Raw genomic sequence first — 24,268 nt, forward strand, 5'->3', positions numbered from 1 at the left:
ACACCTTGCTCAATAAATGAACAAGGTGTTTTATAACTGTTTAAAATCGTACGTCTATTTACTTTATAGCGCGTCTAGCTTAGTCTTGGACAGGTTTCTTCAAGAGACCTAACATAATCGCAGTGATTACTGAACCAATCGCAATTGCGAGTAGGTAAAGCAATGCATTACCTTCAACGAGTGGAATAACGAAGATACCACCGTGTGGTGCAGGAAGACCGATGTTAAAGAGCATGGAAAGTCCCCCAGCGACACTTGAACCAACGATTAATGAAGGAATGACACGACCAGGATCGGCAGCTGCGAATGGAATCGCACCTTCAGTTATGAAACTTGCGCCCATGATGATATTTGAAATACCAGCATCTTTTTCTTCTCTTGTGAAACGGTTTCTAAAGACGAATGTTGCAAGTGCGATACCAAGTGGTGGAACCATACCACCAGCCATAATCGCAGCATGTGGGGTTAAGAACCCTTCAGCGATCATTGCAATACCGAAGGTGTAAGCAGCTTTGTTGATTGGACCACCCATATCAACAGCCATCATCCCACCTAAGATCAGACCGAGAATCACAGCATTACCTGTACCTAAGTTTTGTAACCAGTCACCGAGTGCGGTATTAAAGATACCAACAGGTGTTTCAATAACGAAGAACATCAACATCCCTACAGAGAATATCCCGAGCACAGGATAGATTAAAATCGTTTTAATCCCGTCAAGTGACTGTGGAAGGTTCTTGAAAAGATGTTTCAGGAAGACAACAAGGTAACCGGCAAGGAAACCAGCAATCAAACCACCAAGGAAACCACTTGTACCTTGAGCAGCCATAAAGCCACCAACCATACCAGGGGCGAGCCCGGGTCTATCGGCAATACTCATGGCAATAAAGCCGGCAAGCACAGGAATCATGAGTCCGAAGGCATTCCCACCACCAATGGTGTTTAATGCTTCAGCAAAGCGGTTGTATGATTCGTTTCCTTCAACGTGTGATTCAATACCAAAAGCGAACCCTAGTGCAATGAGTATCCCACCACCGACAACAAATGGCAACATGTGTGATACACCATTCATGAGGTGACGATAGAATGCATTTTTCTGATTGCTTTTTGATTGACTTGATGTTGATTTACCAGACCCTTTGAATACCGGTGCATTATCAGCAAGTGCTTGATTAATCAATTCTTCTGGGCGACGAATACCGTCAGTTACACCAGCTTCAATTAAAACTTTGCCATTAAAACGCTCGCGATCGATATTTGTGTCAGCTGCAATGATAATGGCATCTGCTTCTTCAATATCTTTGTCAGTCAATACGTTTTTCGCACCACCTGAACCGCGTGTTTCAACTTTAATGTCTACATTCATTTCTTTTGCTTTAGCTTTTAACGCATCTGCAGCCATATAGGTATGGGCAATACCGGTTGGGCAAGCTGTGACAGCTAATACACGTTTACCAGTTGCATGTGCAGGTGCTTCTTCGCTTTCGCGTTCTTTTTCTTTTTGATCAATTAATTTAAGAATCTCTTCTTTAGAGTCAAGTGATAATAATTGTTCTCTAAATGATTTATCCATCAACATGCTTGACAAGCGCGCTAATGTATCTAAGTGTTCATTGTTTGCACCAACGGGTGCAGCTATCATAAAGAATAAGTGCGAATCTTTTTGATCGAGTGCATCGTAGTCAACACCTTGTTTTGAGCGTCCAAAAGCAATTGCTGGTGTTTTCACTGCCTCTGACTTTGCGTGAGGAATAGCGACGCCATCACCAATACCGGTTGATGTGTGTGCTTCTCGTGCTAAAATATCTTTTCTGAATTGAACCTTGTCATTGATTTTGTTAGCGCCATAAAGCGCATCAATCAATTCATCGATAACAGGTTCTTTTGTTGTGGCATGAAGGCTAAGGGACATGGTGTCTTTACTTAACAAATCGGTAATCTTCATTTGACAAACCTCCTAAATATTTTTAATGCGAATATAAAATAATAGCTAAAACTATTTGATAGAACAGCTCGAATCAAATGACTAAGCTGTTGATGTTTTTATCATAACTTAAACGCTTACAAAAATCAATCATTTTCAATCATTTTTTATCAAAAAACTTCAAAGAAACAAAAATTATTCGTTAGATTGAACAAGCAATCTAAGCGTAACAAGCAATCAAATAGTAAAGGAATGAAAGGGTTATCAGGCTGTTTTTCATCAAAAAAACAAAGCAATCAAAATCAATCAAATAAGAACATCGAAAAAAAAAGGTGTCACAATGATCGGAAAAAGATTTAAAAGGTGAAAAAACGCAGGGTAAATGAATCCCCTGCGTTTTAATTGTGATTATTATCTTGAACCATCAACCAGTGTTGCGTAGACCAGCGGCAACGCCGTTAATGGTTAATAGCACTTCACTTAGAAGGTCATCAAATTGACTGTCTTCAGTGTCAAGTTTACGTAGTTGATTAATTAATTGAACTTGAATCAAGTTTAATGGATCAACTAATGGGTTACGTAAGCGAACGGATTCTTTAATGTTTGGTTGGTGATCCATTAAGTCATCTTGTTCAGCGATAAGTAAGACCATGTCTTTTGTGATTTTATGTTCTTTTTTGATTTGATCAAAAATGCGATTTGCCATTTCTTGATCGTCAATCATATCAGTATAAGCATCGGCAATTTCTAAGTCAGCTTTTGTTAATGCCATCTGTAAGTTATTGATGGTTGCCTGGAAGAATGGCCATTGTTGATACATTTCTCGTAACAATTGGATATCATTCGTCTCGTCAAGAAAAGCTTTTAGTCCAGAACCGGCTGCATACCAAGCAGGCAAGAGCTGACGGGACTGTGTCCACGCAAACACCCACGGAATCGCCCGTAAGTCTTCGAAACGATTGCTTCCTTTACGCTTCATCGGACGCGAGCCGATGTTTAAGGCACCAAGTTCATTTAATGGGGTACCTTGGTTAAAGTAAGTTAAGAAATCTTTATCGTTGAAGACAAGGTCTTGATAAGTTGATAGAGCAGCGTCTGAAATCTTAGCCATTGCACTTTTCGCTTTATCAGTCGGCATCTCACGATGTTTTTCCGTTTGATTAATACCGGCAATTGACGTTAATAACACACTTGTGGCTTGTTCAAGTGAACGGTAAGCAATGTCTGGTAATAAGTAGCGAGAAGATAAGACTTCCCCTTGCTCAGTAATTTTAACACCATCACCTAAAGTAACCGGTGGTTGTGATAATAAACTAGAATAAAGTGGGCCACCACCACGACCGAGTGATCCGCCACGTCCGTGGAAGTATTTCAACTTCACGCCGTAACTTGATGCAATCGAGTGGATTTCTTCTTGTGCTTTATAAAGTTCCCAGTTAGCGGTTAAGTTTCCACCATCTTTTGAACTATCCGAATAGCCAAGCATAATTTCTTGCAAATCTCCGCGTGCTTCTAAGTGTTTCCGGTACAACGGAATATCAAAAAGTGATTTGATAATCGTTGGTCCGAATTTAAGGTCATCAATTGTCTCTAACAGTGGTGCAACATGAAGACGACTCTTCACGTTACCGTCTGGATAGACGCGGTAAAGACCAACTTCTTTTGCGAGCACAAGGACTTCAAGAACATCACTGACGGCTTCTGCCATACTAATCAAGTATACTTCAATTGCACGTTCACCGAAGGTATCCTTTGCTTCTTTAATGGTACGGAACGTTTCAATCATTTCTTGTGATGCTTCTGAAAACTCATCATAGATAGAAATAAGCGGACGCGGATCTTCTAATACTTTCTTTAAGACGCGCTGTTTTTTTTCTTCGTCTAACGCTTTATAATCATCAGTGATGCCGACTTGACGCAGAATCTCAGTAATTGTCGATTCGTGTTCACCACTATGATTACGAATATCAAGCGTTGCCAAGTGGAAACCGAAGATTTGGACTTGACGAATGATATGGCGTAACAATTTAATCGGTGTTTGATTTGGGTGATGATACTCTAATGAATCTTGAATAAGTAATAAATCTTCACGGAGTGCGTGCGCATCTACATAGCCGCCTTCTTTATCTTCAGACGTTAACTTCAATCGCTTCATCACCATGCCTAATTTCACACGATAAACTTCATCGTCTTTGTGCCAGCCTTTATAGTCAAGTTCAGACCGGTCTTTGGCGATGGACTCAATAAGTGATTCACGTACCTTTACTTTTTTCGATGATTGACTTAATTTTTCTTTCAGAGAATCAATCGATTCCATGTATTTCGTTAAGACTAATTTACGTTGTTCTTTTAAGGTATTCAGGGTCGTCTTTGCTTTAACATTTGGGTTACCGTCACGGTCCCCACCAATCCATGAGCCAAAACGTAAAAATGCAGGAACGTGGAAACGGTGATTATATTTCTCTTCTAAAATATCTTCTAAGTCTTGATGTAAGACAGGTAAGACATTAAATAATACTTTATCGAAGAAGTATAAACCGTTCGACACTTCTTTCATAACTGAAGGTTTCTTCTCACGAATTTCAGCCGTTTGCCAGAGGATGGTGATTTCATTTTCAATCATTTCCTGAATGACTTTTTTATCATAGCGTGTGTAGGTGAATTCCCATTTCTTTAATAAATCGGCAATCCGTTGGTGAATACGCATCATCGTCCGACGTGTCGCTTCCGTCGGGTGAGCGGTAATGACAAGCTCAAGCGATAAATCTTCTAATGCTTTTTCTACTTGATCAACCGATACTTTATTTTCATATAATTGATTGACGCCATCTTCTAATGAGCGAGGTTGAATAATCGTATCGTCTTGCATTTGATATTCACGACGACGACGGATGCGGTAGTTTTGTTCGGCAATGTTATAAAGTTGAAGATTAACACTAAATGCACGAATAACTTTTTTGCGAAGATTGGGTTCCAAGTCCATAATCTCTTGATTTAATTGATCAAAATTACTAGGTGAGTCATCATCACGGAGCGCTTTAGATAGTTTTCTAAAGTACTTCACCGTATTTAATAACTCATCACCGCCTTCATGGCGTAGGACTTCATCGAGGATATTGTTTAAATACTCAACGTCTTGATTTAATGTGATGTTTGATTTTTCGTTGTTTGGTTGTAGCATTGAATCACTTCCTTTCAAGATTTTAATCCATCATGCATGTCTTGCTTGATGTTTGTGCATCTATGTAGCTTCAGCTTCATATGCTAGTTCTACCTACATCCTATCATAACACGAAAAACGCATGAAATAACTGAAAAATGTGTAAATTCACGCATTTCAAGCGCTATCATACGGATTAGATAATAGTTTACCATAAAAAGTAGGTGATTCATAACGATATGCGATCAAAAACACGAATGAAGCGTGACGATGGACGAGAAGGATTTGCTGCTGTCTGTCTTGGGTCTTGTTATATGGATCATGATGCGTCACGGTAAAGTTAAAACCAATGTTCTGACACCTGTCAAATCAATCTTTTTTAAGTCGATGTATATGTTTTCAAAAAAAAATTTTAAAAAAGTATTGATAACGCTTACAAAATTGGGTATGATAGTACTTGTAGCAAGCGAGCTGCATCCCTTCGCAAGTATTGGCCTGTATCTTGTCTGATCGAACACGTGTTGTTCATCAAACAAGATACAGGTATTTTTTTGTTTGAAATGACGAGGGAAAGGGGAATGAACAGAAAGCTGGATAATCAAAAAGCGTACGTCATTAGTTTTTAGATTCACGGTTCATTTAGCAGCTTGTGGTCACCGCTTTTCTAACCAGCTTTGAAGGTTTTAGAAGAAAAAGAGTTAAGTGATTTTGATGAATAAAGAAAGGACGAATTGTCATGGGATATATTTTAACGATTGATCAGGGGACAACCAGTACACGTGCTTTTTTAGTCAATCAAGCCGGAGAAATGGTCGCAAAGAGTCAACGAGAATTCGAACAAATTTATCAAGAGCCCGGTTGGGTAGAGCACGATGCCAACGAAATTTGGACGTCAGTCCTCGGGGCAATGGCGGAGGTGTTAAGAAAAGGAGACATTGATGCGTCAATGGTTAAAGGCATTGGCATTACCAATCAACGAGAGACAGCTGTCGTTTGGGATCGTGATAATGGAAAGCCAATCTATAAAGCAATTGTGTGGCAATCAAGGCAAACAGAAGGCATTTGTCAACAGCTTAGGGCAGATGGCTATCAGTCCTTTATTAAATCACGTACCGGTCTGCTGATTGATCCTTATTTTTCTTCGACAAAAGTGAAATGGATTTTAGATCATGTTGACGGGGCACGAGCGCTTGCTGATCAAGGACGATTGATGTTTGGTACGATCGATACGTGGTTGATATACAAGTTAACCGGTGGGAAGGTTCATAAAACGGACGTATCGAATGCTTCGCGAACGATGCTTTTTAATATTCATACCCTAACGTGGGACGAAGAATTATTAGATCTTTTCACCATTCCTAAAGACATGATGCCAGAAGTGGGAGATACGAGTGGTGATTTTGGCACAACGGTCTCTCACCACTTTTTTGGTTATCAAGTACCCATTGCCTCGGCATGTGGTGATCAGCAAGCCGCCCTCTTCGGCCAAGCGTGTTATGAAAAAGGGATGGTGAAAAACACTTACGGGACGGGGTGTTTTATGTTGATGCCGACCGGTGATGCGCCTGTTCAATCGGACCATGGTTTGTTGACGACAATTGCCTGGCGCCTAAATGGAAAAGTGACCTACGCACTTGAAGGCAGTATCTTTGTAGCTGGAAGTGCAGTCCAGTGGTTACGCGATGGTTTGCGAATGATTACCACCTCAAGTGATAGTGAGTTATATGCAACAAAAGTTGATTCAACCGATGGTGTCTACCTTGTCCCTGCCTTTGTCGGACTTGGTACCCCTTACTGGGATAGTGATGCACGAGGTGCGATGTTTGGCTTGACACGGGGCACCACGAAAGAACATGTTGTTCGAGCGACGCTTGAAGCGATTTGTTATCAAACCAAAGATGTTCTGGATACGATGGTGAAAGATTCAGGGATTGATGTGAAAACGTTGCGGGTCGATGGTGGGGCAGTAAAAAATAACTTTTTAATGCAATTTCAAAGTGATCTACTCAATGTGCCGGTTGAGCGTCCTTACTTTAATGAAACAACAGCACTCGGTGCAAGCTTCTTAGCGGGATTACAGATTGGTTTTTGGGATAGTCAAGATGCCTTACTGAATCATTGGCAAAAAGATCATCAATTTATACCGGAAATGGAAAACACCACCCGGAACCATCTCTATCGAGGCTGGAAAAAAGCAGTAGAAGCTACGCGAGTATTTAAACCATAATGTGAGAAATGCTTTTAAAAGGGATGAGCGAGCGAAAAGCAGTAGTTGACAGAAGGCTTGCCGAATCAAAACCCGATGTTCCCGAGAGGACAGTCGGGTTTTGATTCCAGCTGTTTAGGGCAGCTACTGAGCAAGCAGCAGCCTTGTTGTAAATGCTTGCTCTTACCGTTATAAAAGAGCCAGTTGCCCGCTAGACTTAAAATGAATACAAGCGTACCGTGTGATAAATGACCTATCACTAATAGGAATTGTTCATTAAAAAGTCATGGTTTGGAGGTGGATTATCGCTCTCGTTTGGTATATGATGGATAAATATAAGCTTTTTATGAAACGAGGAGGGGATTAAAATCAGTATCACTTATCGTTATTTTAGTTTTATGTTGTTGAGCGTGACTTACATATTTTTCATGGTTCTTATTGTTCATGTGGAATCTGATTATCTCCGTGGCGTGTTCGGTCAAGTGCAACTACTGATTTCAGTCCTTCTTGTTTTAATTGGTTATCGCCGTGCCTTTATCCTTAGCCTTTCGCTAATAACAGTCAGTTTAATCTTAGCCTTAGGTCATACCGTGCAAACGGGAACGACAGAAGCACTACCTGGGATTATTTCTTATACAGCTGCACTCGTCATTATTTCAGTGCTCTATTTCTTTCGACAACAACATCTAAAACAATTGATTACTTTAAATAAGCAGCGGAAACGCTTAAAAATATTGGCGGAAATAGACGGCTTAACCTTGACTTACAACCGCCGTACCTTTATTTTGCGTCTCCAAGAAAAGATAGCCAACCAGCATAAACTTGCAGTAGCTTTTGTCGATTTAGATAACTTTAAATGGATCAATGACCGCTATAATCATCATGTAGGTGATCGCATTCTAGAAGTGATGGCAGAACGCATTTATCATGTGTTAGGTCAAGCGGCAACCGTTGGTCGCCTGGGAGGGGATGAATTTGGTATTTTACTCACAGACTTTGATCCGAACGAACAAGTGGCGTTGTTTCGGCGCCTACAAGAAGTCATGAGTAATCCCATTGTTGTCGAAGATCTTTCACTAGTGGTGACAACAAGTATGGGGGTCAGTTACTATCCGACAGATGGTGAACGTGCTGAAGATTTAATCCGTAAAGCTGATGTAGCCATGTATCACGTCAAAAACAACGAGAAAAATCATTACTGCTTTTACCGCTCGACGTTAGATCAAGAAATACAATAAAAAGATCACGGCATTTGCAACGTAGCCGTGATCTTTTTGTATGTGGGCATGACCGATTATTTTATCGTTTTCGGATGATGCAAATCAGCTAAATCAGCTGCTTGTGCATTTTTCCTTACCTGATCAGGCGTTTTACAGCCAGGAATAACTGTGGTCACAACCTCGTGTTTTAAGCACCAGCTCAGCGCCCATGTCGCCATGTTCACCCCTTCAGGGACTTCCTCTTGTTTAATCTTTTCGACAAGCGCTAACTTTTTGATGCGTTCTTGGTCGTCGTGACGTGAACGGACATCATTGCTTTTAAAGGTGTCATTAGGTTTGTATTTACCACTTAAGTAACCACTTGCAAGGGGAACCCGGGCAAGAACGCCTAAGTCTAAATCCTTTGCAACCGGGAAGATGGTCTCTTCAGGTTCGGTTGTTAAACGGTTATAAATTAACTGTAAAGCATCCACACCAATTGTGCGAGCGTGTTTGGTCTGTTCAAGACTTGGGTTATTTTCAAGTGACAGGCCTAAGTGCTTGATTTTCCCCGCTTGTTTTTGTTTATCTAGCATCGTCCATAAATCATCGTTATCAAACTCATGATCACGTAACGAATGTCCTTGGTACAAATCAATATAATCGGTGTTGAGGGCTTTTAAAGAAGCGTCCAATTGTTTTAGAACATCGCTACTCTCAACGCGACGCGTACGGTCAAAGTTATCATGGAAATGATGACCGAATTTAGTGGCAACGATCCAGTCTTCACGCTGATGACGTTTTAAGTAATCACCGATAAAGTGTTCAGATAAGTGATCACCGTAACATTCGGCGGTGTCAATTAAATTAATGCCTTCTTCTTTGGCAGTTGAAAGAATTGCATCGACATCCTTTTGAGTGAAATCGACACCCCATTCGCCACCAAATTGCCATGTGCCAACCCCGATAACTGAAGGTGCTAAGTTAGTGCGCCCTAATTTACGATAGTGCATGTATCATCGTCTCCTTTGTCATGTGTGGTCTATGAAACCTTTTCTAAATATACCTTCCCGTTAAGTGTAAGTGGGAAACAAAAAGAATGCAAAAAAATACACCCAATTATACGGAATTGGGTGTCAATAAGGGGGACAATCTAATTTGAAAAATACGCTACTTCCAGATACAGTTGAACCGATATTCAAATGTAAAGAAGTAAATATTCCAAAATTGTAACCGTTTTCATTATATGATACTTATCGTTGATTTTCATCAGACAAAAGAACTATTTTCTTTGATAAATTTCCTATAGCTTCGATTTTAACTTTGTTTTATTTGTCAAAAAGGCGTATAATAAAGAGTAAACCCATGAAAGGGGTAATGCAAAATGGCTTATTATAATAATCGCCGAGAACCGGTAGAAGAAGTAGAAACAGAAATATGGACGTGCGACAATGAGGATTGCCCAGGGTGGATGCGGCCGAACTATTCATTTGATGAAAAACCAAATTGTCCATTGTGTGGCTCAACAATGCACGAAGAAACAAGAGTGTTACCGAAATTATCATAATTATACTTTTCGCATAAAGTGATCTACGGGTCACTTTAATTTTTTGCGTTTCTTTAAGGATGATTTAAGGATAGGTTTGAAAAGTTACGTAAGGGTTACAAAAAGTGGCATGCATTCCTTACTTTTTACTTACTTTGCTTTTGGAGGTATTTTCACTTGAAAACGATTTTTAAACATGTTCTAATGGAGCATGTAGTTTCCAAGGAAGCGTGACAAAGCAAGCTTAATATATGAAATGGGGTATTTTAACGTGATGAAAAAACATTTAAAATTTTTAATTGTATTGTTATTAGGAACCATGTTGTTGGTTGCATGTTCAGAAGATAGTGAGGATACTGATGGTAATGATGAATCAGAAAATACGACAGATTCAAATGATACCGAAACCGAGAACGATGCTGCTGATGAGGGCTCAGAAACTGATGTGCCAAATGTTGAGGTTTCTGAAGAAGAAAAAGTAGCAGCTGATGAGGTTGTATTAGTGGTTAATGGTGAAGAAGTATTAGGCGAAGCATATAATACCTCATACATTGACACAAAATCTTATTTAGCTCAAAATGGTCAAGATACTTCAGATCTTGATATGTTGAAAGAACAAGCACTCGCTTCACTTAAAAGTCAAACGCTATTAGCACAAGATGCTGAAGCGAAAGGCATAGAGGTAACGGAAACAGATATTGATGAAGCCATTGAACAAACGAAGAGTCAATTCGAAACGCAAGAAGAATTTGAGACAGCTCTTGAGCAGTTATCCTACACCGAAGAAAAATTTAGAAGCGTTTTAAGAACACAATTGCTTCAACAATATTATATTGAAGAAGAGATTGGTGAAATCGAAGTAACGGATGCAGAAGTTGAAGAATATTATGAATTGTTGCAACAGCAGATGGGTGAAGAAGCACCTGCTTTAGAAGAAGTAAGACCACAAGTTGAGTCGCAAATCACGCAAAGTAAAACACAAGAAGCGTTTTTAGCTGAGATTGAACAGTTAAGAGAAGAAGCTGACATCGAAGAAAGAATCTAAATAAGATCATAATAAAAGAGTAAAGCGCCTAAACAATCGTTTGTTTAGGCGCTTTTTACGTGGCTAGCTATTGCGATTTGATTTGTTTAGGTGCAGTTAGTCACGTATTTCTTCTGAATTGAAATACTCTTCTGTAAGTTGATACAAAGAAATTAATTCATAAAGAATGACAGTTTCCTTATGAAAATAATAAGTTGAATTCATTTCTTGCTTGGCGGACTTTGCAAATTGTAAATGCAATTGGTTTAAGTATGTTTGATGATCCGTTAAATCAAAGACGATGGTGCCCGTTAAATAGCCGGCTAACTGCTCAGTAATTGCGACAATGTTCTCGACATCTGCTTCTTCCCAGGCGACGGAAGAAGGTGCGGAAGCATTTAAGTTGCCGATATGGTATTGGATTAACTTCAATAGTTGTAGTTGTTTTTCTTCAAGCATGATATCAGTCTTTAACTGATAGTGTTTCCGGTGGAAGCGTGACTCTGACTTTTGATAGTGAACCAGACGTTCAATCGTTTCTACGTTTTTATGGTAACGGCTAAACAAATCATCGGCTTGCTTTTGAAAGCGATCTAAATGATGCGCGTTTAATGCGTAAGCAAACTGTTTCAAATCTTCACCAGCAAGCGCAAGTACCGAGGTGATTGTTCGATCGATTTGTTTCACATAGTTCGGTGGTAAAATAAACAAATTGACCAACGTTGAGATACCGAGACCGATCGAGGTTGTCAGCAACCGAACGAAGAAAGCATGAAAGTAAGCGTCGTGAATGACGGAAATCATTGCGACGGATGTTAAGGTGGCAACGAGCAATCCGTCATAGAGTTTAAGTTTATAACACGTAATAATTGTTAACACACTTGCACCGGTAAAGGTAAGCGGTGAGACCCCGAGTAGGGAAATAAACGTGACGGCATAAAACGAGCCAATCGCAGAGGCGGGAAAACGCACCAGCCCCTTTTTGATTGAATCTTGTACCGTTGGTTCGATGGTAACGATTGCGGTAATGACGGCAAACACTGCCGGTAAATCAAAAAAGAGACAGATTGTTGATGTTAAAAAGACGGCTAACCCCGTTTTAATAACCCTGATGCCAATGTAACGTTCTAAAAGTTGTAACATATGAGTGTCCTTCCTAACTTAAAATATGGCTATGGTTGAAGGGCAAGAAAGGCAGCTTTCACGCGTTCGGCAGTATAACTACTGCCGCCACGGCCGTTGACGCCCTCAATCATCATACTAATCAGGTGCGTTTCTTCTTGGTTAAAACCGACAAACCAACCGTTTTCAGCTTGATTTGTATCAGTTGCACTTGATTTTAATTCAGCTGTTCCTGTCTTTCCAAGAATCGTCACCGCATCCGATTGGGCAACTGTTGCCGTGCCATTTTCTGAATGAACAGTATCATACAATGCTTGTTTTAGCTTATCAGCATCGCTACTGGTGATGAGCGATTCGGTATAAATTTGTCCTTTTTCCTCTTCAGTAAACAAGATCGGTTTTATCAGGTTACCTTGATTAATGATCGGGGTATAACTACTCGCTAGGTGCAGACTGCTCATTAATAGCTGACCTTGCCCGTAGCCAGAGTCAGCAAGTAACACATCACCGGAAAGCGTTTCGTTAGCAATTTGTGCGCGTTGGATAGGGTAAGCGAAATCAAAGTCTTCTTGGTTGAATCCGAAGAGCGCGAGCCCTTCAACAAAGGCGTCTGCCCCAATTTCTAAGGCGCGACGCGCAAAATAAATATTGTCTGAACGGACGAGGGCATCGTGTAAATCAACTGGTCCGTCACTCTCAGAGACTCGGCGTACCTCGTAGTTACCGAAACTCGGTTCTTGATAGGTCAATCCTTCAATCGTCAACCCATCTTCCGGGGTGAACGTGCCCGCATGTAAGCCAATCATCGCCGTTAAGGGTTTAAAGCTGGACCCTGGTGCATACGTACTGGAAAAGCGATTGAATAGCGGGTTAAGGGGATCATCGACCAAACGACTGTAATCCCGATTGCTGATGCCATAAGTGAATAAATGCGGATCGAAAGCGGGACTTGAGACAAGTGCCAATGTTTCACCGGTTTTAGGATCAATCGCCGCGGCATGTCCTGCTTCACCTTGCATGGACTCAAAAATCTTCATTTGGGTGTCGATATCAATCGTTAACGTTAAATCCTCACCATTTTTAGGAGCGACTTCTGTGATGCCCGTTTTGGTGCCTTCACGGTTAACGACAAGTCGGAAGCCTGGTTCACCGCGTAAGGTATCCTCGTAACGTTGTTCTAAGCCGCGCTTACCGATAATATCTGTTTCCTCCAACGTATCTGACGCATCATTTTCTAAATCTTCGGCAGTAACGGTCCCGACATAGCCGACAAGATGTGCTGCAGCTTCACCATAAGGGTATATGCGTCCGGCGATGGTTTGCGACAACACGGCAGGAATTTTTCTAAGTGCTTCCCGTGTGGCTTCGTCGTGAGCGGGGATAGCTTTTAACGGGATGAATAACCCCTCCTCAACCCAACTTTGATCGAGCTTTGCTTCAATTGTTTCAACCGATAGATCTAAAGCCACACTTAGCGCCTCAATTTCAGTCGTACGGTCAGTAAAGTTACCGATGTCTACACCAATTTGCAATAGCTCACCGTTCATTGCTAAAGCTTCTTGATGGCGGTCAAGTATTTCACCACGTTGCGGCTCTGTTGTGATGACTTCAATTTCACCACCCTCACGAATGGGAGGAATGACATGGCCTTGATGCCAATTGAGGACCCAATCGGTAATGATGTTTTCATCATTAATAATTGGAATCATTTCAAGTGTTTGTTCAAATTGATAAGGACCAGCGCGTGTATCTTGACTAACACTTAATGTGGCGGTAACAGGTGCTTTATCTGCCGTTGCTTCGTCGGCTTCGGTGTCAGTGTTTGTGTCAGGTAAGGTATAGTCAATCGTCACTGCGGTCGTACCGAGTGCCTCGTAAGTCTCTTGATAGAGTGCAACAAATGCCTCTTGGTCAATCGATGCTTTACTTTTACTGTTTAAAAAGGCGTACATCGCTGCGTAATCCCCATTTTCTTGGGCCTCACTGTATGATGCTAAGACCGATGATGGACTTAAGTCAGTCGGTTCTTCGTCGTTACTACAAGCCACTAAGCCTATCAGTAAGAGAAGACTTACTAATGTCACTATTTTCCTCATTTAGCTTCACCTTCACTTTCGACGGGCACCGCATAAACTACATAACGATCGGGGGCACTGCCCACAAACCCGAAGGGATAACAAGTAGAAACAATCAGTTCTTCATTTGGTGCCGTCGAGCCGATAACGGTTCGGTCATCAGCGTCAACTATTTTACTTGCCACCATCTTGTAGTCAAATCGCCCGTAAGGGAGTTCGATTGTGATGATGTCACCGACCTCGACCTCACCTAGTTTTGTAAAAACGGTATCTCGATGCCCCGATAAGAGAATTTGATCCCCTTGACCAGGAAAAGCAGTCGTTTCATAATGACCAACGCCACGGTCTAAAGATTCTGCATCTGAACCTTCAATGATTGGGACGCGCGCATCAATTTTATCAATTTCGAGTAAACCAATCGTCTCACCGAGTGCGGGATCAAATGCAGCCATCACGGTGGACTTATCTTCGGGTGCTTGTGCACGTTCAGCAATAAGTGCTTCGGCTTCACGTGTAGCACCAGATTCTTTCGCTTGAACGGTGAAATATTGATAACCACCATAGATTAAAAAAACAAGGCCGACCATCATCAATAATGTTGCAAGTTTCTTCATATCATGCGCCTCCTCTAGGGAATTCGTGCGTGTTTGTTTATGTTATAATGGAAAATGCTATCTTAAGTATACCTCAAATAAATCAGATTGATGGTGTAAATGCAGACAATTAACTGGATAAAATCAAAAAACATGATCGAACGATGTGTCGTTGAAGGGACGGTAACGCACGTGAAAAAAACTAAAGTGCTGACTCAAATGAAACGTTACGGTTGGTTAGTCATACCAATCGTTTGGATGGCGGTGATCTTTTACGCCTCAGCGATGCCATACCAAGATCAGAATATCCAACCGCTCATGCGTGAACGGCTTGATTTAAGTGGACTTGAACCTATCCTTGAACAAATCAGCTTCAGCTACAATCAACGTGAAGTCAGTCTAGCCACACATGGCGTCTACGGTATGATAGAATTCTTCCTTCGAAAGGGAGCCCATCTGTTTATCTTTTATGTCTTGTTTATTTTATGGTTTATTGCCTTAAGGAATATACGGATAAATCGTACCAGCAGCTATCTGCTTGCGATAGGGTTGTCAATTAGCTACGCCTTTTTTGATGAATGGCATCAAGGACTGACCCCAAACAGAACGCCGTACATAGGTGATGTTGTCATTGACGCGGTTGGTGTTTTTTTGGCATGCCTGACGGTCTGGTTGGTCAGTGCCCGCCATAAAAAGAAGCACCAGCGACGGGAGTGGTAGCGGCAACGTTCCTGTCACATAGCAAGCAAAACATCAGGCGTTAAACCAATCACCCGTTAGAAACCGGTGTCTCCAGGTAGACTGCGCTCCCTTGTTCAATGGTGAGTTGGTCATGGGTTAAATCAGTTAGCCATGTTTTAAAGCGGTTGATTTGGTCAGCTTCTACATAAATATGTAGGGTGACGTTTGCTAAATAATCAATCGTATCTAATAGGTAGTCGCTATCAATCAGCGCATGTTCAATCTTGCCAAGCAGCCCGTAATCAACGGTTACAATCATTTCTTCTACCCACTTGCGGCTAACAACACCTGTTGCACGAATCGCCGTACTTGTTGCTTCTGAATAAGCACGAATCAATCCACCTGCACCAAGCTTAATACCGCCAAAATAGCGGGTAATAACAACACAGGTGTCCTTTAATCCTTGTTTCTTAATCACGTCAAGGATAGGTACGCCGGCGGTGCCTGAAGGTTCACCGTCATCATGCGCTCTTTGGATGTGATCACGTTCCCCAATCACATATGCTGAACAATTATGATTAGCCTGACGGTGATTCTTTTTGATTTCGTCAATAAATGTTTTTGCTGCTTCTTCCGTTTCACATCGTTTGACATGACCGATAAAACGGGATTTTTGGATCTCTATTTCGGCTTGCCCATTATTTTTCACGGTGAGATAGTGCTTTAACATCTGGCGTCACTCCTTCTTCTTTATCAATTATACGTGGGAACAGTGGCGAGGTAAAGGGCAGAAGATTCTTTGTCTAGGGAATAGACAAACATTTTACCGCCTGGTATGATGGTTTTAGTTCATCTGGTGTAAGCGTTATCTAACAACTGGGAGGGTGACTCGCGATGAAACGCTTTAGAAAATATAACACCTTAAGAAATCAAATATTAGCAGTCTTTTTAATTGCTATGCTCGTCGTCCTATCAATTGTCAGTTACTTAATTTTTAATCAAGTGGCAAGCATGTTGAAAGATAACGCAAGAGAACAAATCCGTCAAACAGCGATAGAATCGGTCGGTCGTTACGATTCGTTATTTGAACAACTCAATTTGGTCACCAAACAAATCATGACCAATGATACCGTCCAAGCACTGATGCTAGAAGAAGCCAATAATGGTGCAATTAGTTTTAGTGAAAAACAAGAATTGATTTCAATTACGAGCCGGATCCAAGCAAATGCTGATGGGATTTACCGGGTGGATTTGTATGGTCCAAACTTAAGCAACATTATTCCACTAGACGGACCCAATTTAAATGGACAAGTTCCGGTTGATACGATTAGCCAGGTTGAAGAAGCACGAGGCCGATTGGTCTGGGTTGGTGTTGATCCGAATGATGATAATTACTTTCTCTTAATGCGACGCATCAGTTTACTCAATGATAATTTTTCTAACGGTGGCTACATGTTGATTCGGGTCATGCGCCCGTATTTTGAACCGATTAATCAAGGCATGAACCAATTAACCGTGGTCCGTGACCAGTTCGGGGCACTCATTGCAACCAATCATCAAAATGATCAGATGAGTTTAGAGGAGTTACGAGAAGAGGCAGCAAGTCAAGGGGAGTACATTGAGATTAATCAAACCTCACGAGCAACCGGATTTACGGTCAGCGTCTTTACCCCAGTCGAACATTTAACGGAAGGCTTACCTGTCTTGCGGACAATTATATTAATTGCGGGTTCGGTAGGGATTGTTGTCTTCTTTATTTTCTCATTTGGCTTATCGACTTACATTACCAAACCGATCAATCGGTTAACAGAAACCATGAGAAAAGCCCATGAAGGGGTGTTAACATTAACACCAGAGAGTGTGGCATCGAATGAGATAAATGAATTAAATGATACCTATAATCAATTGGTTGAACATACGAATTACTTGATTCAAATGGTCTACGAAAAGGAATTAATTAAAAGTCAAACGGAATTAAAGGCGTTGCAAGCACAGATCAATCCGCACTTTCTTTTTAATACCTTAAACGCGTTGTACTGGTCGCTTGATGAGAAAGAAGAAGATGAACTGAGTGACATGGTTTTAGCGATGTCTGACTTGTTTCGTTATACAATTACCAAATCAAAAGATGACGAATGGGTCATGTTGCGTGATGAAATTAATCACTTGAAGGATTACATGACCATTATGAAAATGCGTTTCGGGGAACATATCAATTTAATATTGGATGTTGATCACGATTTAGAAACCGTTCGTATTCCAAAGCTATTGATTCAACCCTTTGTTGAAAATGCGATCTTACACGGGTTAACTGAACAAGAAGCTGCCGGGGTGGTCAAGCTTACAATCGCTGCGAATTCAGCACACGGTGAGCGGGTAGTACCTACGGATGCAGACCTTATCTCTATTGAAATATGTGATAACGGCAAAGGCATGCAAGAAAAAGACTTAGCCAAATTACATCAATCCTTAGCTGAAGAATCAAAAATAACGACAAAAGGGACAGGCATGGCACTTGCCAACATCAAAAAGCGGTTGGCACTTTACTACGGAAAAACCTACGCGGATCAACTTGTCTTTACTAGTGAACCAAACGTGGGGACCACGGTGCGCTTTACCATACCATATAAAGAGGAGATGTCGTGATGATAGAAAAAACAATTGTAATTGTAGATGATGAGCCGAGAGCAAGAGAGGGGATCAAACGGACCCTCTCTACCTACTCTGAAGGCCAATATGATCTCCATCTATTTGATAATGCGAAAGAGGCGCTCAGCTTTATTGAACAAGAAACGGTGCATTTACTCATTACCGATATTCAAATGGCTGAAATGGATGGTTTAGCGCTCGTAAGTGCTTTAGACGCGCAAAAAGAAACACCGGCAGTGATTGTTGTCTCGGCCTACTCCGATTTTAATTACGCAAAAGAAGCGCTGCGCTTGCAAGTGACTAACTACCTGGTTAAACCGGTGAAGAAAAATGAGTTAATCGAAGCAACAGAAGCCGCACTCGAAAAACAAGCAACCTTAAAGAAACAGGCAATGATTAATGAGATTGTAGATGATGAACTCCTTAAAATTAATGATCAGCACCAGCATTTTTCACGGTCAATTAAAGAGGCGATCACCTACATTGATGATTTTTATGACCAACCGATTTCGCTGAAGGAAGTGGCTCATCATGTTCATTTAAATGCGAGTTATTTAAGTACCTTGTTTAAGGATGAGTTGAAGATATCATTTGTTGAATATTTAACTCGGATTCGCATTCAACATGCGAAACAATTATTGCTGACAAGTGATTTAAATGTAACGGAAGTCGCCGAAGCAGTGGGCTACCATACACCTAAATACTTTAATAAGGTTTTTCGCGAATTTGAAGGGACCACACCTGGCGCTTACCGAAAAAACGTGTAAGCGCTTTCTGTAAATAGTGTACTTTTGACTAAAAACTAGTCCCTTACCAGAACTTCGTTCGCGTGATAAATTAAGTGTGTAAGTTATTTACACACTATTTTTTAGGGGGTAAGGAAAAATGTTAAAGAAACGTTTAGGATTATTATTCGCATTAATGTTGTTAGTCGTCGGTTTGGTCGCTTGTGGTGATGACGAGGATACGTCATCAGGAGATAACGGTTCATCAGGAGACAACGGTTCAAGTGAAGAAGAAGTCGTGATTGATTTCATGCACTTATGGCCAGAAGGTAGCTCGAAACAACACAACATGATTGTTCAAACCATTGTTGATGAGTTCGAAGCAGAAAATGAAAACGTTACCGTTGAGATGGAAATCTTAGGTAATGAGCAATACAAAGAAAAATTAAGTGTACTTGGCTCAAGTGATGATCTCCCTGATGTTGGGATGACTTGGGGTGGCGGTTTCATTAACCCTTATGTAAGCGGAAACATGTTTGCTGATTTAACAGAGTTAGACACAGACATCTTTATACCAGGAACAACTGAAGCTTATGCGGTTGATGGTGCGACTTATGGTTTACCACTTGAGTTAAACATCACACCAATGTACTACAATCAAGCAATGTTTGATGAGTACGGTGTCGACGTTCCAGAAACATTAGACGAATTAAAAGCAGCAATTACCACTTTAAATGACAATGACATGACACCGATTACTTTAGGTAACCGTGATGCATGGACAGGTTCAATGTGGTACATGTATTTAGCTGACCGTATTGGTGGACCTTCTACCATTACTGATGCGATTAGTGGTGACATCTCATTTGAGAGTGAAGCATTAATTCAAGCAGCAGCTGAATTGCAAGAACTTGTCGAGATGGGTGCCTTTATTAACGGAACCAATGGTTTAGGTAATGACGAAGCAAAAGGTTACTTCATTAATGAACAAGCAGCGATGTATTTAATGGCGACTTGGGACTTACCAGAGTGGACAACAAATGAAGATAACCCACAAGAATTTAGAGATTCAATTGGTTACTTCAAGTTCCCAACTGTTGAAGGTGGCGCAGGCGACATCAATAGCTACGTAGGTGGACCTGGTGTTGGGCTCTTTGTTGCAGAAAACTCAGATGTTAAAGATGAAGCAAAAGATTTTGTTGGTTACTTTGTTGAGCGTTGGGGTGAAATGTCAGTTACCGATGCAGGTGTGATTCCAGCAACGAAAGTTGACACAGGAAGCCTTGACTTACCACAAATGTACATTGACATCTTAAATGACTTAAACGAAGCATCAAACTTAACCTTGTATGCAGATGTGCAAATGTCAGCAGAAGCAGCAGATGTACACTTAAACATGATTCAAGCATTATTCATGGGTGAGGTAACACCAGAAGAGTTTGCCGCTGCGCACGAAGAAGCATTGCGTGCAGAGTAAGGAAGAAAGCGTTTAAGCAAGACAACTTAATGACGAATTATCACGAAAACGGCTAACGGTCTCTTAGTCCGTAGCCGTTTTCTTTAAAATCAAACAGTAGTGATTCATCTCATCAAGCGTAAATGCAGCACGATTGACACAATAAGAGATGATCAATAAAAATATGATAGATAGAAGGGGTGAAGCTTAAGATGGATAAAGTTATGTCTAATAAAAAAATAATTGCTTTATACGTATTGCCATCATTGCTGCTTCTTGCAGGATTAGTTTATATCCCAATCTTTTTAACCGGATATTACGGTTTAATGGAGTGGAACGGCGTTGGCGCGATGGAATTCATCGGTCTTGATAATTACATGAACTTACTGCAAGATCCTAAGTTTTGGTTCTCAGCAAGAAACTCATTCTTCTTAGCCTTGTTCTCGACCTTAAGTTTAATACTATACCTTGCGGTATCGTTAATCTTGGCAGGGAAGATCAAAGGGAAAGAATTACTTAGAAAGATTTACTTGATTCCAATGTTACTGTCTTCAGTAGCAATTGCACAGTTATGGATTAAAATTTATGACCCGAATAACGGGATGTTAAATAGTTTGTTACAAACCCTCGGGGTAGACTCACCACCAGCCTGGCTTGCACAGCGTGAAACGGTTCTGGTTGCTATCTTTATCGCAATTATTTGGCAATATGCAGGGTTTTATATCATCATTTACAGTGCCGCTTTAAAAGGGATTCCAGCCTCATTAGTGGAAGCAGCTGAAATTGACGGCGCAACACCGATACAAATTGCTTACAAGATAAAAGTGCCGTTAATCTCAGGTGTTATTAAAACAACAATCGTACTTGCGATTGTCGGTTCACTCAAATACTTTGACTTGATTTACGTTATGACGGGCGGGGGACCAAATGGTGCCAGTGAAGTTATTGCCTCGTATATGTACAACCAAGCTTTCGGTATTAAAAACTTCGGTTATGGTTCTGCGATTGGATTTGCATTACTAATTCTCGCCTTGATTACAACATGGGGCATTCAGAAATTAACCGCATCGAAAAACGATTCGATTCAATTTTAAGGGAGGGAGATCATCATGCAGGAAAACACAAAAGAAAAATCTAAAGGCGTCAAACGACTCGCAATGACTGCGTTATATACCGTGCTCGGCCTCGTTGCAGTATTTCAGATCTATCCACTTGTCTGGTTATTCTTCTTCTCATTAAAAGGGAACCGAGAAATCTTCGGCCGGTCACCATTTGCCCTACCAGAGGATTGGTTATTTGAAAACTATGCGCGGGTTTGGACAGATGGGAATATTAATCAATATTTCTTCAACAGTGTCTTTATTACCGCAACATCCGTTATTCTAACGGTTATTCTTGCAAGTTTTGTAACGTTTGCGATTACCCGGATGAAATGGAAGATGAGTGGTTTCGTATTGCTCCTATTTATGGTAGGGTACATGATTCCGATTCACTCAACACTTGTTCCATTGTTCCAGTTTTATAAAACATTGAATTTAATAGATAATCCTCTATCGATTATCTTAGCGTATACAGCGTATAATTTACCATTAACGATTATGATTTTGATGGGCTTTTACCGGACGATGCCACGCGAAATCGAGGAAGCGGCCATTATGGATGGGTGTTCTGTCCACCGGATTTTCTTACAAATCGCGTTACCGATGTCGATGCCGGTATTATCAACAACTGTCATTATTAATATGATCTACAACTGGAATGAATTTGTCTTTGTTAATACATTCATATCCTCAGATAAATACAAAACGTTAACCGTCGGGATCCAAAACTTTATTGGTCAATATTTAACCGATTGGGGTGCCATTGGTGCGACGTTAATGATTAGTATTATTCCTATCTTGATCGCCTTCTTCTTCTTAAGTAACCGTATTGTCGAAGGAATGGCAGCAGGTTCTGTTAAAGGTTAATCTATGTTTCCCCCATGCCGCTCAGTCTATATGACTGGGTGGCTTTTACTTTGGAACCATCGCTAAAAAAACAAAGGAACTAAACGTGCAGTTGCCGAGAAGAAGGGAATTGTCGACATGTGACTGTAGCGTTAGATAAATCGACTGCAAACAAGCCTTAGCCCTATTTAAACGAACAGGAGTGGGGATAGGGGGATTGTATGCTATTGCCGTTAACGTTTTCTCACCCTAAGTTAGGAACTCCTCAGTGACTAGCACCGAAATGAATAGCTGGGTGTGAAGTTCACTAGCGCTCTTTTTCGTGAGCGTGGTCGTACTTAAGTAATCAGCCAGACGTGAAAACAATTTACTAGGTTGACGGACGGGGCAAGGACGCGATGTGAGAAAAAAGAACAGTTCCTAGCGGCCATGTTTTGCTTGGTTGACCTAAATACGGGTTCCTGAAAGGAGCGCGACACGGAAGAAAAGCTTTCTCTTGGAGATGCTTAAAAGCAGATAGGGGAGTCAAGGGTATTTCATGATAGTGTTCTACGCCTCAACTACGAACGGATGAGTGCAACAACCTTGTTCCTGGATGACGGGTAACGGTGAGGCTGTCCGGTTACTGGTGGGGATGGTTAGTCGCTACGGGTCAGTTTGGTAACTATAGCTAGGTTAGTCTTTTGATCAGTGATTCTTTCTGGGGGAACTGCGTGTTTACGTCTTCACGTGGTTATTATGTGACTAGGTAAGGAGAGGCTTCACGAGTGATGTAGCCGGTGAATGTTGTTTATATAAATATAGGCAGGTCCCCCCACCTCAAACAGCACGTAAGTGCGTTACGTGAGGGGGAGTTCAATTGTTCGAGGAAAAGCAAGTCTTTTGTAGGTATTGCAGTGAGCGAAGCGATGCGTTTTTTGAAGGAAACAAAAGCAGATGATTTGATAATCAAAAAGAGCTGAACCCTTAATGTGAGGGTTCAGCTGTTTGGGTTGCATTTTTCTCTGTTTGGCGTTCTGATAACTGTTGAAAGATAGTTAAACTAATACTCATCAGTACGAGACTTATAAACGAGCCGCCGTAGAAAAAGAGTAGACCAGGGATAAAGGTCATCAAGTAAACACTAAGTGCGACTGTTGTAAGCATCAGTAAGGTTTGAATCGGATGAATTAACATCGTCAGAAAAGCTCGTTTAATGACAGTAAAGAAAGGAAAGTCGTAATGCACATAAATCGGTATCAAATAAAGCAAGGTTAGAAAGGCGAAAATTAAAAATAAGTAAAGCGGAATATGAAAAAGCATTGTTTCAACCACTTGGGACTGATTAATGAAAAGCAGATCAGCATAACCAATGAGGCCAATCAGGAGAACAATCACGCCATATCCGGTACTTCTTAGGAAGTCTTTCTTAAAGTGATAAATGAATGTTTTCGTAACTGGTGTGGAAATATCTTTTGTGAGAAAGTCACGCACTGTCGCGAACATCGCAACCGTGGCAGGAAAGAACGTGAAGAGCACGAGTCCAAGCGCACTGGTTAGTAGCCATAAGAGATTGAGTAGTGCAAGTTTTGAAATCCACTCTGTTATGCGGTATATTTTATCATTCATAGTTGTCGCCTCCATTTAGGTTACCTACACATTTAGTATAGCGCTTACACATCTTTTTCAACAGGCTATAACGATTAGTGATTAGTCTTGTTTTTTTAGGGGAATGGATTAAATATGAGAAAACATGAATCCTTTCGCTTTGTTCATACGTCTGATAGGGTAAGGATTGTCTTTTTAATCTTAAAGGTATATGATAGTTTGAAAAGGCTGAGAAATGCGTATTCATGCGGGATGAGGACATACCAACGCCATGGAAACAGAGGATTCGTAAACGAAATGATTATTTAGCGTGAGTGCGTATTGATGCAAGACACTAATCGTAAATGCATGTCTTCAATCACTCAGCATAACACT

At 40.9% G+C, this 24,268-nt stretch carries 18 protein-coding genes; 10 read left to right on the top strand and 8 right to left on the bottom strand.

Annotation, left to right across the window (positions count from 1 at the left end):
* Window positions 1-79: 79 nt before the first annotated feature.
* Both DES38_RS00320 and ppc read right to left on the bottom strand, forming a co-directional pair.
* Window positions 80-1,945 (bottom strand): PTS fructose transporter subunit IIABC, encoded by a 1,866-nt coding sequence (locus DES38_RS00320; protein WP_110250086.1) that lies wholly within the window; start codon window positions 1,943-1,945, stop codon window positions 80-82.
* 403 nt (window positions 1,946-2,348) lie between these two features.
* A complete protein-coding gene (gene ppc / locus DES38_RS00325) occupies window positions 2,349-5,105 on the bottom strand; it encodes a phosphoenolpyruvate carboxylase (protein WP_110250087.1) in 2,757 nt (918 codons plus the stop codon).
* A 715-nt stretch (window positions 5,106-5,820) separates the two neighbouring features.
* On the opposite strand from ppc, the gene glpK reads away from it, so the two are divergent.
* Complete coding sequence (glpK, locus tag DES38_RS00335) at window positions 5,821-7,311, top strand: glycerol kinase GlpK (RefSeq protein WP_425450524.1); 1,491 nt, start codon at window positions 5,821-5,823, stop codon at window positions 7,309-7,311.
* A gap of 389 nt (window positions 7,312-7,700) precedes the next feature.
* Window positions 7,701-8,528 carry a GGDEF domain-containing protein gene (locus DES38_RS00340; RefSeq protein WP_170114267.1) on the top strand — a complete coding sequence of 276 codons (828 nt, stop codon included), beginning with the start codon at window positions 7,701-7,703 and terminating at the stop codon, window positions 8,526-8,528.
* A gap of 56 nt (window positions 8,529-8,584) precedes the next feature.
* Here the strand turns inward: DES38_RS00340 and DES38_RS00345 are convergent, their stop codons facing one another.
* On the bottom strand, window positions 8,585-9,502 hold the full coding sequence (locus DES38_RS00345) for an aldo/keto reductase (protein ID WP_110250091.1): 918 nt from the start codon (window positions 9,500-9,502) through the stop codon (window positions 8,585-8,587).
* A 371-nt stretch (window positions 9,503-9,873) separates the two neighbouring features.
* Here DES38_RS00345 and DES38_RS00350 point away from each other — a divergent pair, with 371 nt between their 5' ends.
* Both DES38_RS00350 and DES38_RS00355 read left to right on the top strand, forming a co-directional pair.
* Window positions 9,874-10,056: a cold-shock protein gene (locus tag DES38_RS00350; protein ID WP_110250092.1), complete on the top strand. Its 183-nt coding sequence runs from the start codon at window positions 9,874-9,876 to the stop codon at window positions 10,054-10,056.
* Between the two features lie 253 nt (window positions 10,057-10,309).
* Window positions 10,310-11,080, top strand: a complete 771-nt coding sequence (locus DES38_RS00355) for a SurA N-terminal domain-containing protein (RefSeq protein ID WP_245881938.1) — start codon at window positions 10,310-10,312, stop codon at window positions 11,078-11,080.
* Window positions 11,081-11,176: 96 nt separating this feature from the next.
* Here DES38_RS00355 and DES38_RS00360 read toward each other — a convergent pair whose 3' ends face one another.
* Genes DES38_RS00360 through DES38_RS00370 form a run of 3 tightly spaced genes read right to left on the bottom strand, consistent with a single transcriptional unit; the run spans window position 11,177 to window position 14,870 of the window.
* Window positions 11,177-12,202, bottom strand: a complete 1,026-nt coding sequence (locus DES38_RS00360) for an FUSC family protein (RefSeq protein ID WP_110250094.1) — start codon at window positions 12,200-12,202, stop codon at window positions 11,177-11,179.
* A 29-nt stretch (window positions 12,203-12,231) separates the two neighbouring features.
* Complete coding sequence (locus DES38_RS00365) at window positions 12,232-14,265, bottom strand: penicillin-binding transpeptidase domain-containing protein (RefSeq protein ID WP_170114271.1); 2,034 nt, start codon at window positions 14,263-14,265, stop codon at window positions 12,232-12,234.
* A gap of 8 nt (window positions 14,266-14,273) precedes the next feature.
* Entirely contained in the window at window positions 14,274-14,870 is a 597-nt protein-coding gene (locus DES38_RS00370) for a class D sortase (protein ID WP_110250096.1), read from the bottom strand.
* A 171-nt stretch (window positions 14,871-15,041) separates the two neighbouring features.
* Here DES38_RS00370 and DES38_RS00375 point away from each other — a divergent pair, with 171 nt between their 5' ends.
* Window positions 15,042-15,569: a VanZ family protein gene (locus tag DES38_RS00375; RefSeq protein WP_170114273.1), complete on the top strand. Its 528-nt coding sequence runs from the start codon at window positions 15,042-15,044 to the stop codon at window positions 15,567-15,569.
* Between the two features lie 49 nt (window positions 15,570-15,618).
* On the opposite strand, the gene DES38_RS00380 is transcribed toward DES38_RS00375, so the two are convergent.
* On the bottom strand, window positions 15,619-16,260 hold the full coding sequence (locus DES38_RS00380; RefSeq protein ID WP_110250098.1) for a YigZ family protein: 642 nt from the start codon (window positions 16,258-16,260) through the stop codon (window positions 15,619-15,621).
* 164 nt (window positions 16,261-16,424) lie between these two features.
* Here DES38_RS00380 and DES38_RS00385 point away from each other — a divergent pair, with 164 nt between their 5' ends.
* The 5 genes from DES38_RS00385 to DES38_RS00405 all read left to right on the top strand — a co-directional run bounded on the left by DES38_RS00385 (window position 16,425) and on the right by DES38_RS00405 (window position 22,327).
* Window positions 16,425-18,176, top strand: a complete 1,752-nt coding sequence (locus DES38_RS00385; protein WP_110250099.1) for a sensor histidine kinase — start codon at window positions 16,425-16,427, stop codon at window positions 18,174-18,176.
* Window positions 18,176-18,946, top strand: coding sequence for a response regulator transcription factor (locus DES38_RS00390; protein WP_110250100.1), 771 nt, complete (start codon window positions 18,176-18,178; stop codon window positions 18,944-18,946). Before DES38_RS00385 ends, DES38_RS00390 begins: the two co-directional genes overlap by 1 nt.
* A gap of 118 nt (window positions 18,947-19,064) precedes the next feature.
* Window positions 19,065-20,381: an extracellular solute-binding protein gene (locus DES38_RS00395; protein WP_110250101.1), complete on the top strand. Its 1,317-nt coding sequence runs from the start codon at window positions 19,065-19,067 to the stop codon at window positions 20,379-20,381.
* Window positions 20,382-20,572: 191 nt separating this feature from the next.
* Complete coding sequence (locus DES38_RS00400; protein ID WP_110250102.1) at window positions 20,573-21,454, top strand: carbohydrate ABC transporter permease; 882 nt, start codon at window positions 20,573-20,575, stop codon at window positions 21,452-21,454.
* A 15-nt stretch (window positions 21,455-21,469) separates the two neighbouring features.
* Window positions 21,470-22,327, top strand: coding sequence for a carbohydrate ABC transporter permease (locus DES38_RS00405; protein ID WP_110250103.1), 858 nt, complete (start codon window positions 21,470-21,472; stop codon window positions 22,325-22,327).
* 945 nt (window positions 22,328-23,272) lie between these two features.
* Here the strand turns inward: DES38_RS00405 and DES38_RS00410 are convergent.
* Window positions 23,273-23,914 carry a YesL family protein gene (locus DES38_RS00410; protein ID WP_110250104.1) on the bottom strand — a complete coding sequence of 214 codons (642 nt, stop codon included), beginning with the start codon at window positions 23,912-23,914 and terminating at the stop codon, window positions 23,273-23,275.
* Between the last annotated feature and the right edge of the window lie 354 nt (window positions 23,915-24,268).

It is taken from the genome of Streptohalobacillus salinus, from assembly GCF_003201605.1.
In the GTDB taxonomy this organism is placed as follows: Bacteria; Bacillota; Bacilli; order Bacillales; family Amphibacillaceae; genus Streptohalobacillus; species Streptohalobacillus salinus.

What these genes read in the sequence shown, in the direction of transcription:
- DES38_RS00410 (WP_110250104.1), bottom strand. Translation starts at nt 23,914, where the DNA reads ATGAATGATAAAATATACCGCATAACAGAGTGGATTTCAAAACTTGCA.
- DES38_RS00380 (WP_110250098.1), bottom strand. Translation starts at nt 16,260, where the DNA reads ATGTTAAAGCACTATCTCACCGTGAAAAATAATGGGCAAGCCGAAATA.
- glpK (WP_425450524.1), top strand. Translation starts at nt 5,821, where the DNA reads ATGGGATATATTTTAACGATTGATCAGGGGACAACCAGTACACGTGCT.
- DES38_RS00405 (WP_110250103.1), top strand. Translation starts at nt 21,470, where the DNA reads ATGCAGGAAAACACAAAAGAAAAATCTAAAGGCGTCAAACGACTCGCA.
- DES38_RS00345 (WP_110250091.1), bottom strand. Translation starts at nt 9,502, where the DNA reads ATGCACTATCGTAAATTAGGGCGCACTAACTTAGCACCTTCAGTTATC.
- DES38_RS00320 (WP_110250086.1), bottom strand. Translation starts at nt 1,945, where the DNA reads ATGAAGATTACCGATTTGTTAAGTAAAGACACCATGTCCCTTAGCCTT.
- DES38_RS00400 (WP_110250102.1), top strand. Translation starts at nt 20,573, where the DNA reads ATGGATAAAGTTATGTCTAATAAAAAAATAATTGCTTTATACGTATTG.
- DES38_RS00360 (WP_110250094.1), bottom strand. Translation starts at nt 12,202, where the DNA reads ATGTTACAACTTTTAGAACGTTACATTGGCATCAGGGTTATTAAAACG.
- DES38_RS00355 (WP_245881938.1), top strand. Translation starts at nt 10,310, where the DNA reads ATGAAAAAACATTTAAAATTTTTAATTGTATTGTTATTAGGAACCATG.
- ppc (WP_110250087.1), bottom strand. Translation starts at nt 5,105, where the DNA reads ATGCTACAACCAAACAACGAAAAATCAAACATCACATTAAATCAAGAC.
- DES38_RS00370 (WP_110250096.1), bottom strand. Translation starts at nt 14,870, where the DNA reads ATGAAGAAACTTGCAACATTATTGATGATGGTCGGCCTTGTTTTTTTA.
- DES38_RS00395 (WP_110250101.1), top strand. Translation starts at nt 19,065, where the DNA reads ATGTTAAAGAAACGTTTAGGATTATTATTCGCATTAATGTTGTTAGTC.
- DES38_RS00350 (WP_110250092.1), top strand. Translation starts at nt 9,874, where the DNA reads ATGGCTTATTATAATAATCGCCGAGAACCGGTAGAAGAAGTAGAAACA.
- DES38_RS00385 (WP_110250099.1), top strand. Translation starts at nt 16,425, where the DNA reads ATGAAACGCTTTAGAAAATATAACACCTTAAGAAATCAAATATTAGCA.
- DES38_RS00390 (WP_110250100.1), top strand. Translation starts at nt 18,176, where the DNA reads ATGATAGAAAAAACAATTGTAATTGTAGATGATGAGCCGAGAGCAAGA.